The sequence below is a fragment of the Gordonia sp. (in: high G+C Gram-positive bacteria) genome (genome assembly GCF_047600565.1).
In the GTDB taxonomy this organism is placed as follows: domain Bacteria; phylum Actinomycetota; class Actinomycetes; order Mycobacteriales; family Mycobacteriaceae; genus Gordonia.
In genome coordinates, this window is the sequence record NZ_JASGKN010000001.1 from 100,458 (window position 1) to 112,109 (window position 11,652).

An 11,652-nucleotide genomic window follows, 5' to 3' on the forward strand; every position below is an offset into this window, starting at 1 on the left:
GGCACTTGTTGTCATTAGGCGGCTCTGCTCGCTACCGTGACGGACGTGCCCGCGCCCTTTCCGTTCACCGCGATCGTCGGCCAAGACGACTTCAAGCGCGCCCTGCTGCTGTGCGCCGTCGACCCCGGCATCGGCGGCGTGCTCGCGATGGGGGATCGCGGCACCGCGAAGTCCACTCTCGTCCGGTCGCTGTCCGCCCTGTTCGACCTCGCCGGAGTCGACACCCCGGTCGTCGATCTGCCACTCGGTGCCACCGAAGACCGGGTCGCCGGCTCCCTCGACGTCGAAGCCATGCTGCGCGACGGCACCACCCGATTCCGGCCGGGCCTTCTGGCCGACGCGCACGGCGGATTCCTGTACATCGACGAGGTGAACCTCCTCGACGACTTCCTCGTCGACCTCCTCCTGGACGTTGCGGCCAGCGGTGTGAACCTCGTCGAACGCGACGGCCTCAGCCACTCCCATCCCGCACGATTCGTCCTCGTCGGATCGGGCAACCCCGAGGAAGGGCGGCTGCGGCCGCAACTGGAGGACCGGTTCGGGCTGTCCACCGTCGTCACCACCATCGACGACATCGCCCAGCGCACCGCGATCGTCCGCCACCGCATCGCCTTCGACGCCGACCCGGAGGCCTTCATCGCCGGCCACCACGACGCCCAGCGGGAACTCGCCGACCGGCTGCGCACGGCTCGGGAGAACGTCCACCGCGTCGACGTGCCGGACCGGATCGTCGACGTGGCCGTGCGCCTCTGCGTGGAACTCGATGTCGTCGGGCACCGCGGGGAAGTGGTGGTCGTGCGGGCCGCCCGGGCCGCGGCCGCGCTGCGTGGTAGCGCCGTCGTCACGTCCGCCGACCTGGCGCACGTCGCCATCCCGGCCCTGGCGCACCGCGTCGAGCGCGGAGCCTTCGAATCCCCGGCCACCACGGTCGCGAGGGTCCACAACATCGCCGTCGCACTGCTGGGAGCGCGACGCAGCGCATGACGGTCCTGCCGTGGGAGCGGCCGCCCGAAACGCTGCTGGGCGCGGCCGACGCCGCACTGTGCCGGTTGTGGCGGGACGGCGCCGGTTTCGGGCTGCTGCTGGTCGGTGACGCCTGGCAGCGCGAACAGGTCTACCGGTGGCTGCGCCCGGACGACGCCGTCACCCTCACCACGGCCACCGCCGTCACCGACCTGACCGGCGACACGGCGTTCGGGTCCGGTGAACCACTGCTGGAGCGCGCCGGACGCACGTGCCTTCTGCTGCCGGCCGCCGACCTCCTCGACCATGACGTGGCCGCCCTCGTCGACACCGACCGGATCCTCGCGTGCGCCCCCGACCCCGAATCGGTCGATCCCGCGCTGCTGTCCCGCTTGACCTGCGTCGTCGGACTGTCGGTGACGCCGGTGCTGCGCGCCTGTCGGCAGCCGTCGACCGGCCTGGACCTGCCCGCCTGGGTGGTGCGCACCCTGGCGGCCAACGACCTGCACGACCATCTCCTCGACATCGGCGCCGCCCGTTGCCTGACCGCAGCGCAGGGCGCCGGACTGCCCCTGAACCGGATCCTGACGCGCACGATCATCGAACCGCGCCTGGCGCCGATGACGGACGCGGCACTACCCGACCCGGCGCCGGTCGACAGCCCGCCCGCGACCGCGACCTCCGGCGGCGCCGACCAGATGGAGGAACTGGCCGCAGACGACGCGGACGTCGCCCGCGACCCGACCCCTGCCGACCCGCCCGCCAGCGAGCCCCCGCCGTGGGCGGATCCCGCCGCCGCCCGCGCCTATCTGGACCGCCGCTATCCGGGGCGTCGAGGTGCCCGCACCCGCACCCGGCGAGGCCGGACCCGCCGCACCGTCGACTACCGCCCGGACCTGGGCATCGACCTGCCGCAGACGCTTCGCACCATCGCGATGCGGGGGCGTTCGGACCCGTCTGTTCTGCGCAGCGCCATCCGGTCCCGGCGTGCCGGTCGGCTCACCGTCATCGTCGTCGACCGTTCCGATTCGATGACCGGGCTGCGCATGAAGCGCGCCGAGGCGCTCGCCGGCGGCGCCCTCGACGAGGCGGCCCGCGACCGGACCCTCGTGGCGCTCATCAGCGCCCGCGGAGCCGCCGCCGAACTGGTTCTCGAACCCACCCGCGACCTACGCGAGGCCGCCCGTCTCATCGGCCGGCTTCCTGTCGGCGGCGGCACCCCGCTGGCCTCCGCGTTCATGCTGGCCACCGGACTCGTCGACGACGATCAGACGGCCCGCGTCATCGTCCTCACCGACGGCGGTTCCAACGTCCGCTACGACGATCCGGCCACCGACGACGAGCGCACCGCCCTGCAGCAGGCGGAGGCCGCGCTGACCGTGCTGTCCTCCCGCTGCGAGCAGGTCCTGGTGGTGCCCGCCCTCAACCCGGGCGTCCGTCTCCGGGACGCCGACGTCGCCTGGATGACCCGGGCCGGCGCCGTCGTCCGTACAGTCGGGCCCGATAGCGCGCGCTACCGGGTGTGACGCGGCAGCGTGCCCTATACGGCCCAGTAGTGCGGGAAAGGGGGCCGTGCGGGAAAAGGGCTGTGGGTCAGTGTTCGTCGGTGTCGCGGGAGTCGGTGAGGGTCAGGGCGCCGTAGCCGGCGACCAGGCCCAGGCCCGCGACTACGACCACGCCGACGACCCCATCGACGACATCCGGGCCATCGCCCAAGCCATGTTCGACGCCGTCCGCGACCGCCCCTGGCTGGGAACCCTCCTCATGCGTGACACCGACGCGACCACGAGCGGCATGCAGATCTACGAACTCATCGGCGAGCAGATCATGCGTTTGAATCTGAGTCCGCGTGACGCGTTCGGTGCCGTCTCCGCCGTCACCAGCTTCGTCGTCGGTACCGCCACCGACCTCGGTCAGACGCCGCCGCCCGAGGTGGTCGACGGCAGTGTCGGCCGCGACGACTTCCTTCACGCCGCAGCCACCGGCTGGCGGGACCTCGACCCCGACGATTACCCGTTCATGCACTTCATCGTCGACGAGTTCGACGGCCACGACGACACCGAACAGTTCAAGGCCGGCCTCGAACTCATCCTCGCCGGCCTCCGGCAGCTCGCCGACCGGGCGCGCTGAGGCCGTTCCGCGAATCGGGTGCCGCGAGCCGAGTCGAGCCCGGATCGGCCGCAGTCGGTACGCTCTCCCGAGGAACTCGCCAGGGTTCGGGGGAAGGTGTGACATGTCGTCTAAGAACATTCGTCGCGGTATCACCGTGGCACTCGTTGCCGGCGTCGCCGCGACGGTGCCGGCCGTCGGATCCGCGCACGCGGCTCCGGCCGGGAACTGGAAGGTCGCCAAGATCGCGACCTACGGCTCGCTGGAGAACCTCGGCTTCGACGGCACCGGGCGCATGCTGCTGTCCGCCGACACGGTCGACACTCGCACCCCGTCCGGCCGCAAGGGCGTGCTGGTGACCGGCGTGACGTCGCCCGGCGGCATCTCGGTGCGCGACGGCAAGGCGTACTACGCCGCCGGGAACGCATTCGCATCCGGCGCCCTCGGCCTGCGCGACGGCTCGATCGGCTCAGTGGACCTGAAGACCGGCGCCAAGCGCACCGTCGCGACCGGCCTGACCATGCCGAACGGGCTGACGGCTCTGCCCAGTGGCGGCTTCGTCGTCAGCCGCACCCTCGGCGCCACCACCGGCCTCACCCTGGTCCGCGAGAACGGCACCACGAAGGCCATCGCCAAAGGCTTGACGTCCACCAACGGTGTCTGGTGGGACGCCACGCGGAAGCGGGTACTGACCGCGACCTCCGCCAACGCCGCCACCACGGTCGCCGCGGTGAATCCGTCGACCGGAGCCTGGCGCACCCTCGCGACCGTGCCCGGTGTCAGCGCACTGAACTTCGCCGACGATCTCACCACCGACGCCGACGGCAACATCTATGTCGCGCTCGACGTCGCCGGCAAGGTCCTGCGGATCGACGCCGCGACCGGCCGCCAGCACGTCATCGCGCAGGTGCCGCTGGTGACCTCGGTGCGTTTCGGCCAGGGGCCCGGCTGGGACTCGGCGTCGCTCTACGCGACCAGCCTCACCGGCGGCCTGTACAAGCTCACCCCGCGCTGAGCGGTCAGTACGTCCGGATGGTGACCGCCGGCTGAGCCAGGTACGGCCGGTCGGTGGTCACACTGAACCGGACGGTGCCCTTACCGGTGGTCACGCGTTTGCTGAAGCCGCTCTGGTTCTCACCCAGGCCGGGCAGATTGCCGCGCGCGAACCCGCTGACCGCGCCGCGCTTCCCGGTGTTCAGATTGGTCCAGTGGACCGTCGCTTTGACCACGCACGGCCGCCCGTCGCCGGAGATTCCGGCGAAGCCGCCGGTCACCCCGAGATCGACGGTGCCCGGGTTCGCTTTACCGGCGACCCCGAAGCCCGTCACCTCGCCGGCGCATGCGGGGCCGTAGGCGACCGTCGGCACCTGCGCGGTCCGCGCGTCACGACCCTGCGGCACATACCGCACCGGCCGTCGCGACCGTCGGCGCCAGGAGAAGGGCGGCGCCCACGGTCGACGCGACCGCGATCCGTCGTGCTCGAGTGGTCATGCGTGCTCGAGAGTTCATGAATTCAGCGTAAGCCTGCCCGGCCGGGCCCGACTACTGTTCTGCCGCGGAGCCCACATCGCCCGCCCGGTGCCGAGCCGCCGTCCGGCGGCGCGAGCGATGCCGCATCCACGCCCGACGTGACCAGCAGCCACGCGATCAACGAGTTCGAGTTCCACATGTCGCCGTACCTGCCGCAGGACACGCAGACCTTCCTGTCCGAGGGCGCCATGCGCTTCGACACCCCGTCGCCGTGCGAGCCCCGCCCCCACGCGGGGGCCATCTCGATCGCGTAGCGGTCGACTCCGTCGAACACCTCAAGCGCCGCATGGAACAGGGGACGCGGACGACGGTGTTCGCGCCGGGCACGCCACGACTCCCACCAACGACTCGTTCGCGCCGCCACATGTCCGCCCGCGCCGACCGGCAGCCACCAGAGGTCGGCGTACGCGGCGGTGGTCATGGGTGAAGGCTACGGTGCCCGCGTCCGGCCGTCAGGTCCGACGCAACGACAGCACCGACGCCGTCGCGCACAGCGTCCACGTACACAGCAGCACCACCCAGGCGACGTCGCTCGCGACGCCGTACCCGCCGACCCCGGAGCCCTTCGCCAGATTCAGGGCGCCCAGCGACAGCGTGCCGATCGGGAAGGTGAGTGCCCACCAGCCCGGACTGAACGGCATCCGCTGAGCGAAGCCGCGCAGCGTCAACGCGATCGCGAACACGACCAGCGGTACGGCGACGGTCAGCATCACGTAGCCGTAGACGTTCGCGACCGTCTGCGCACTGTGCGCCGCGTCTGCCGACGTGAACCGCGCCGCCTGGGCGGCGAGGACCTGCGCGGCCGCGGTCGACTGGCCGACCACCCCCAGCGGGATCCACGCCGACGTCGACAGCGGCACCGGGATGGGCTCGGCGCGCAGATGGTGGCGGTAGGCGGCGGAGAAGATCACCACACCCAGCGTCAACGACACGGTGAAGCAGGCGCCGAGCAACAACAGGAACGCGAACGCTCCACCCGTCGAGCCGATCCGTGCCACGAACGGCGCACCCGTCGTCGCCGACACCATCGGCGGCACGATCGCCAGACCCCACGCCGGACGCGGCTCCGCCGGACGGTGCTTGATCAACCCGAGGGTGAAGCCGAACGTGCTGAGCAGGCCGATCAGTGTGCCGATCGTCCACAGCACTTCATCGATGTGAAAGGCGAGCGGTGCCTCGGTGGCCGTCCACGCGGGCACCACCGTCGCCGTCGCCGCGCCGACCGACAGCACACCCATCGAGACCATGCCCCACGTCGCAGCACCCACCCCGCTCACCGATGCGGTGAACACCGACGGCGACGCGATCACCCGTGCCGCGAATCCCGCAGCGAACGCGATCATCAGCACCCAGCCGGTCACCAGAAAGAAGCGCGCCAGGTCCGCGCCGACCGCCGTCGACCCGGCGTGCAGTTCGGTGAGAGTCCCGAGGATCCCGGTACCCATCACCGCGCCCCACCACGGCGGACCCATCGGCACGTGCGCCGTCGCCGCCCGTACGGAGGCCGGGCGGGGAAGCGGTCGTTCGAGGGTGGCGGTCACGATGTTCAGCGTGCCGGCCGCCGACCGCCCGGGGTAGATCAAAAACATATATATCTACATATCGAAAGTGATATGTAGAGATCATTCGGGTAGCAGAATGCAGCACCAGCGTCTCGGTGATCGGCACCCGGCCCTGCTGCTGCTGCACCCGGGCCGTGACCGTGTAGTCACCCGGCTCCTTCAGCTCCAGTACCCACCCCGGGTCGTAGATCCAGCAGTGATCGTCGTAGCTCAGCGACTTCGAAAACCCGCCCGGCCCCGTCGCCGTCAGCGCGAGCGAGCAACCGCCGCGCACCTCGTCCTCGCCGGCCAAGGACTTCACGTACACCCACAGATTGTCGTCGCCGTTCGAATCGGCCCGATAGACGTTGTCGCCGACCCTTCCCAACCCGCCCGACGACATCCGCACGTGATCGATCACCGGTAGCGTCCGGGTGGTCGGCGGGGCGGTGCTCGACGACGCCGACGCGCTCGGCGACGAACTGGGCGTGCGGTCGCCACGGGCGCACGCCACCGCGGCCGGGGCATTCACCGGGGTGCCGCTGTCCTGCAGACAACGGCGTGCCTCCGAAGCCTTCAGTTTCGGATTCGCCTGGAACATCAGCGCCGCCACGCCGGTCACGTGCGGGGCCGCCATCGACGTGCCCGCCTCGTCCGCATAACAGTCGTGTCGGGACGGGTCCGCACACCGGGCCGCCGAATGAATCCCCGTGCCGCCGATCTCACCGCCCGGCGCCGACACGTCCACCCCGGGATCGAAGTTCGAGTACGAGGCGTGCTCCGGCGAGTCGGCGCGCGTGGCACCCACCGTGAGTCCGGTGACGCTGCCCAGCGCGGGATCGTGGGTGATCCCGTGCGGTGCGGCGCAGGCGCTCGCATCGACGGCGTCGTTGCCCGCCGACGTCACCCAGAGCACGTCGTGCTGCAGACTGATCATCCGCGCCACCAGGGAGAACTGTTCGTTCTCGGCGGTGATCAGCCGTCGCACGCCAGCGATCGCCGGATCGTTCGACGTCGCATCGCAATGTCCGTAGTAGCTCCACTCCCGGTAGTCGAGCTCGTGATCGGCGAGCTTCTCTGCACACGCGGCGTAGTCCATGTCGGTGTGGAACCGGTCGCGGTAGGCGCCGGCCATGTCGTCGCGGCAGGTGGCGCGCAGGGTGGCGCCCAGACTGATGTTGACCACCCGCGCCCCACGGTCGGCGAGCTGCCACATCGCCGAGTACAGCTGCGCGTCGGTGAACTGGTCGCCGATTCCGTACGTCATCAGATCGCAGTCGTAGGCGACGCCCGCGACGCCCCGCCCGTTGTCTCCCTGCGCGCAGACGGTGCCCGCCACATGGGTGCCGTGCGACGACGTCGACGTCCCCGTGTTCAGGTCGTATCCGATCCGGTCGCGCAGATCCTCGTGGTCGACGTCCACCCCGACATCGATCACGCCGACCTTCACGCCGGCGCCGGTCAGCCCGTCGTGCCAGGCGCGCGGCGCACCGATCAGATCGAGTGGCTGGGCCTTCACCTCCGGATCGTTGACGCCCAGATCATCGGCCGCACCGGTCGACACCGCCGACGCCGACGTCACGCCGGGCCGGGTCCGGAGATCGTCGACGAGTCGAGAGGTGTCCGCCGCGGCGACCCGCAGCTGGTAGATCCCCAGTTCGGGCACCGAGCCGACGAAACCGGCCCCGATGCTGTCGGCGATCCGCCGGGCGGCCGCGTCGCGTGCGGAACGATCGCTTCCCTCCACCCCGAGCAGGATCTCGCCGGTCACCGTCGGCAGCGCACCCCAATGCGTGATCCGGCCGGGTGCGGTGCCCGGGGCGTCCGCCGGGATCCGACGCGAGTCGGGTACGGCCACGTCGACGGTCACGGGAAGCACGGCCGAGATCGGGGTGCCGCCGCTGACCACGGTGACCGTGCCGCGCACGGTGCCCGCGTCGAGAGGTGCGGTCACCGACAGGCGGCGCCCGCCGGCATCGACCCGGGCGATCCGCTGAACGTCGCCGTCGAGCCGCAGGTCCGCGCCCGCGGGCACGGCACCGGACAGTGCCGGCAGATCCGCGGTCGTGACGGTTCCCGAGATGACCGGGACCTTCAGTTCGCCTCCGGACCACGCGAGTTTCCGGTCCGGGGACGCCGGCTGCCGGTGACCGCACGCGGTCAGGGCGAGCAGCAGCACGGCCAGCAGTGCGGCCGCGGCGGTGAAACGCCGGGACATCGAGATCCTTCCCCGTCGGGTGAATCCGACCCTAGTGAACGGTTCGCCGGGAAGGCCCGGATTCGGTGGCCGCAGCGCCCGACCGGAATCGATACGCTGGAACGCATAGGTTCGAAACGCTTGAAGGAGCCCCATGCCCGACGTCGCCGCGTACGCCATCGATTCGCCCACCGGAAAGTACAGCAAGACCACCATCACCCGTCGTGAGCCGGGACCGACCGAGGTCTACTTCGACATCGCGTATGCCGGGATCTGCCACTCCGACATCCACACCGCCCGCGGTGAATGGGGTCCGGTGCAGTACCCCCTGGTGGCCGGACATGAGATCGCCGGCACCGTCAGCCGGGTCGGGTCCGACGTCACCAAGTTCGCCGTCGGTGACCGCGTCGGTGTCGGCTGCTTCGTCGACTCGTGCGGCGACTGCGAGGAGTGTCGTGCCGGGGAGGAGCAGTTCTGCACCGAGGGCGGCGCCGTCTGGACCTACAACGGCGTCGGCCGCGACGGTCTGCCCACCGCCGGCGGCTACTCGCAGGGCATCACCGTCGAGCAGGACTACCTGATGCGCGTCCCCGACGCCATCGCCCTCGACCACGCTGCACCCCTGATGTGCGCCGGCATCACCACCTACAGCCCGCTCAAGCGCTGGGGCGCCGGCCCCGGCAAGAAGGTCGGCGTGATCGGCTTCGGCGGTCTGGGCCACATGGCCGTCCAGTTCGCCGCTAAGATGGGCGCCGACGTCGTCGGCTTCGGCCGCACCCTGTCCAAGCGCGACGACGCCGTCAAGTTGGGCGCCGGCGACTACGTCTCCACCCAGGACGCCGCCCGCATGAAGGAACTGCGCGGCACCTTCGACCTGATCATCTCCACCATCTCCGACGGCATGGACCTGAACGTGCTCCTCGGCCTCACCAAAGCGCACGGCGTGGTGGTGAACCTGGGTCTGCCGGAGCAGCCGTCGACGGTCAACCTCGGCGCCCTGACCGGTAAGTCGCGGGTGCTCGCGGGCTCCAACATCGGCGGCATCCGCGAAACCCAGGAGATGCTCGACTTCTGCGCCGAACACGACATGGCCCCGATCATCGAGACGATTCCGGCCTCGCAGATCAACGAGGCCTACGACAACGTGGTGAACTCGAAGGTCCGCTACCGCTACGTGATCGACGCCGCGACCCTCGGCGAATAGGCCGACCGTCCGCCAGTGTCATAGACGGCACCTGCGAGGGCACATTCCCCTCGCGGGTGCCGTCCATGACGGCGGCGGACAGTGGCGCTGAGTGCTAAAAAACCGTCCACCTGCATCAACAGGTGGACGGTTTCCGGTGGAGCTAAGGGGACTCGAACCCCTGACCCCCACACTGCCAGTGTGGTGCGCTACCAGCTGCGCCATAGCCCCGTATCGAGTTGTTCACCCTTTCAGGTGCGCTAGCGAATCTACCGCACGCTCGGGAACCGGGCCAAATCCGCTGGTTCAGCGGGTGCTGGACGTGCCGGTCACCAGATCGGTCACCCAGTCGTCGCCGGTCAGGATCGAATCGACCTGCTCGCCGCCGACCAGGACCGTCGGGGTCGTCATGTCGCCGTCGTTGGAGTTCTTCAACTGCTTCGCCGAGGTGTCGGCCATGGTGCGCGCCTCGTCGACGCCCGCGCCGTCGGCGATGCACTGTCGGGTCTGCGTGTCCGCGCCGCTGGCCGCCGCCAGGTCGGCGATCTGCTGATTCGACGGATCCTCTGTCGCGCCGTGCGCCGGCGCCTGCTCGAACAACTGCTTGAGCAGCCGCGTGAACACCTGCGCGTCACCGGAGCGGGCCACACAGGCGATCGCCCCGGCGCCCCGCGACGAATAGCTGTGCGACGGCGACACCGCGTCGGCCAGCGTCAGCAGGTGATAGCGCACCCGCAACTGGCCGGCGCGGGCCGCCGCCGCCAGCGTGGAACCCGACCGGCCCTCGAAATCCCGGCACTGCGGGCACGAGAAATCCTCGAACACATCGACCGTCTTCGGGGCACGATCGTCGCCGACGATGAACGACGCGTTCTCGGCCCGCACCGTGCCGGCCGTCGACGGATACGACCGGTGCACATTCCAGAGAACCCCGGCCACCACCAGCGCCAGCACCACCGCCACGGCGACACCCACCACGATCCAGGACCGCTTCGACACCGACATCGGCTCGACGTCCGGGGCGTCGGGGGCGGAGGTGCTCACAGGACTGACTGTAACCGGGGTCCTTTCGACAAGCTCAAGGAGCGGAGGAACCACTCAAGGAGCGGAGGAACCACTCAAGAAGCAGGCGGGAACCATGCAAGGAGCACGCGGATCCGCTCAAGGAGCGGAGGAGCTGCTCAAAGAGTGGCGGGGCCGACGGTCGTCGGTGTCATTCGCGGGCGCGGCGGGCGGCGAGGATGTTGCCGTCGATCGACAGGCGGCCGTGCGAGACGAAGCCGACAGCCAGCACGCCCGCGATCAGGGCCAGGGGCAGCTCGGGGCCGCCGTCCGGCGCGAAGAAGCCGTGACCCATGTGCGCGGTGAAGATGGCGCCGATCATGTCGATCAGCAGCAGCACCGACACCAGAGGCATCGCCAGACCGATGATCAGTGCGGCGCCGCCGACCAGCTCCACCAGGGAGGCGAACCACGCCGAGAAACCGGGGATCGGGGCACCCATCATCTCGAAGCCGTGCTTGGTGGCGTCGATACCGTTGGTGACCAGCTTCTGCCAGCCATGGGCGAAGAAGATGATGCCGATGATGATCCGGGCCACGGTCGCGGTGAACGGCTGCACGTACTTGACGGTCATGGGGACTCGCTCTCTGGGATGGAGTACAGGAGCCCTCACGATAAACGGACTGCGGTCCAGATGGAAGAGTCGGGTGCATCCGGCGTGGCCGGAGTGTTTGGATTCGGACATGAGAACCGCCATCGCCACGACCCTGACGGCCGCCGCACTGATCGCCACCCTGACCGGCTGCTCCACCGGAGACGACGCCACTCCGTCCGTCGCACCGCCGTCGAGCATCGAGACCCCCGCCGTCGCCGGCGCCGCGAAGCTCCAAGTGCAAGGCACCGGAACCGCGACCATCCACTACACCGTCAACGGCGGCGACGAGCAGACCGAAGAGAACGTCACCCTGCCCTGGGAGAAGGAATACGGAGCAGTCGACGAACTGACCTCCACCGTCAAAGGCGACGGCGCCGGCGTCACCGGCTGCTCCATCACCTTCGGCGGCGACAAGCTCGTCGCCATGGAGAACGACCCCGCCAAGGAGTGCACCTTCGCGTACTTCGGTTAG

Annotated in this window: 11 protein-coding genes, 1 tRNA gene and 1 pseudogene; 6 read left to right on the forward strand and 7 right to left on the reverse strand. The window is 70.0% G+C overall.

Going from position 1 to position 11,652, the window contains the following annotated elements:
- Nucleotides 1-45: 45 nt before the first annotated feature.
- From QM774_RS00520 to QM774_RS00535, 4 genes are all read left to right on the forward strand, one after another.
- Complete coding sequence (locus QM774_RS00520; RefSeq protein WP_414974024.1) at nucleotides 46-984, forward strand: ATP-binding protein; 939 nt, start codon at nucleotides 46-48, stop codon at nucleotides 982-984.
- The gene (locus QM774_RS00525; protein WP_414974025.1) at nucleotides 981-2,489 is read left to right on the forward strand and encodes a vWA domain-containing protein; all 1,509 of its coding nucleotides are present in this window, start codon (nucleotides 981-983) and stop codon (nucleotides 2,487-2,489) included. The genes QM774_RS00520 and QM774_RS00525 overlap by 4 nt, the downstream gene beginning before the upstream one ends.
- 70 nt (nucleotides 2,490-2,559) lie before the next feature.
- Nucleotides 2,560-3,093 carry a TetR/AcrR family transcriptional regulator C-terminal domain-containing protein gene (locus tag QM774_RS00530; protein WP_414974026.1) on the forward strand — a complete coding sequence of 178 codons (534 nt, stop codon included), beginning with the start codon at nucleotides 2,560-2,562 and terminating at the stop codon, nucleotides 3,091-3,093.
- Between the two features lie 103 nt (nucleotides 3,094-3,196).
- The gene (locus QM774_RS00535) at nucleotides 3,197-4,087 is read left to right on the forward strand and encodes an SMP-30/gluconolactonase/LRE family protein (protein WP_414974027.1); all 891 of its coding nucleotides are present in this window, start codon (nucleotides 3,197-3,199) and stop codon (nucleotides 4,085-4,087) included.
- 4 nt (nucleotides 4,088-4,091) lie between these two features.
- Here the strand turns inward: QM774_RS00535 and QM774_RS00540 are convergent, their stop codons facing one another.
- From QM774_RS00540 to QM774_RS00555, 4 genes and pseudogenes are all read right to left on the reverse strand, one after another.
- Entirely contained in the window at nucleotides 4,092-4,481 is a 390-nt protein-coding gene (locus QM774_RS00540) for a hypothetical protein (RefSeq protein ID WP_414974028.1), read from the reverse strand.
- A 104-nt stretch (nucleotides 4,482-4,585) separates the two neighbouring features.
- Complete coding sequence (locus QM774_RS00545) at nucleotides 4,586-5,023, reverse strand: hypothetical protein (protein WP_414974029.1); 438 nt, start codon at nucleotides 5,021-5,023, stop codon at nucleotides 4,586-4,588.
- 31 nt (nucleotides 5,024-5,054) lie between these two features.
- Nucleotides 5,055-6,191, reverse strand: a complete 1,137-nt coding sequence (locus QM774_RS00550; protein WP_414974030.1) for a TDT family transporter — start codon at nucleotides 6,189-6,191, stop codon at nucleotides 5,055-5,057.
- 505 nt (nucleotides 6,192-6,696) lie between these two features.
- Nucleotides 6,697-8,556, reverse strand: a pseudogene (locus tag QM774_RS00555) (S8 family peptidase); the annotation flags it as partial.
- Between QM774_RS00555 and QM774_RS00560 the strand changes: the two are divergent.
- Nucleotides 8,495-9,544, forward strand: coding sequence for an NAD(P)-dependent alcohol dehydrogenase (locus tag QM774_RS00560; RefSeq protein WP_414974031.1), 1,050 nt, complete (start codon nucleotides 8,495-8,497; stop codon nucleotides 9,542-9,544). The pseudogene QM774_RS00555 and the gene QM774_RS00560 sit on opposite strands and share 62 nt — an antisense overlap.
- A gap of 137 nt (nucleotides 9,545-9,681) precedes the next feature.
- On the opposite strand, the gene QM774_RS00565 is transcribed toward QM774_RS00560, so the two are convergent.
- The 3 genes from QM774_RS00565 to QM774_RS00575 form a co-directional block, all read right to left on the reverse strand.
- Nucleotides 9,682-9,754: transfer RNA gene (locus tag QM774_RS00565), tRNA-Ala, on the reverse strand.
- A 75-nt stretch (nucleotides 9,755-9,829) separates the two neighbouring features.
- Nucleotides 9,830-10,567 carry a DsbA family protein gene (locus QM774_RS00570; RefSeq protein WP_414974032.1) on the reverse strand — a complete coding sequence of 246 codons (738 nt, stop codon included), beginning with the start codon at nucleotides 10,565-10,567 and terminating at the stop codon, nucleotides 9,830-9,832.
- Nucleotides 10,568-10,736: 169 nt separating this feature from the next.
- Nucleotides 10,737-11,159, reverse strand: coding sequence for a DoxX family protein (locus QM774_RS00575; RefSeq protein WP_414974033.1), 423 nt, complete (start codon nucleotides 11,157-11,159; stop codon nucleotides 10,737-10,739).
- 109 nt (nucleotides 11,160-11,268) lie between these two features.
- On the opposite strand from QM774_RS00575, the gene QM774_RS00580 reads away from it, so the two are divergent.
- Nucleotides 11,269-11,652 carry a hypothetical protein gene (locus QM774_RS00580; protein WP_414974034.1) on the forward strand — a complete coding sequence of 128 codons (384 nt, stop codon included), beginning with the start codon at nucleotides 11,269-11,271 and terminating at the stop codon, nucleotides 11,650-11,652.

What these genes read in the sequence shown, in the direction of transcription:
- QM774_RS00535 (WP_414974027.1), top strand. Translation starts at nt 3,197, where the DNA reads ATGTCGTCTAAGAACATTCGTCGCGGTATCACCGTGGCACTCGTTGCC.
- QM774_RS00580 (WP_414974034.1), top strand. Translation starts at nt 11,269, where the DNA reads ATGAGAACCGCCATCGCCACGACCCTGACGGCCGCCGCACTGATCGCC.
- QM774_RS00575 (WP_414974033.1), bottom strand. Translation starts at nt 11,159, where the DNA reads ATGACCGTCAAGTACGTGCAGCCGTTCACCGCGACCGTGGCCCGGATC.
- QM774_RS00560 (WP_414974031.1), top strand. Translation starts at nt 8,495, where the DNA reads ATGCCCGACGTCGCCGCGTACGCCATCGATTCGCCCACCGGAAAGTAC.
- QM774_RS00525 (WP_414974025.1), top strand. Translation starts at nt 981, where the DNA reads ATGACGGTCCTGCCGTGGGAGCGGCCGCCCGAAACGCTGCTGGGCGCG.
- QM774_RS00545 (WP_414974029.1), bottom strand. Translation starts at nt 5,023, where the DNA reads ATGACCACCGCCGCGTACGCCGACCTCTGGTGGCTGCCGGTCGGCGCG.
- QM774_RS00550 (WP_414974030.1), bottom strand. Translation starts at nt 6,191, where the DNA reads ATGTTTTTGATCTACCCCGGGCGGTCGGCGGCCGGCACGCTGAACATC.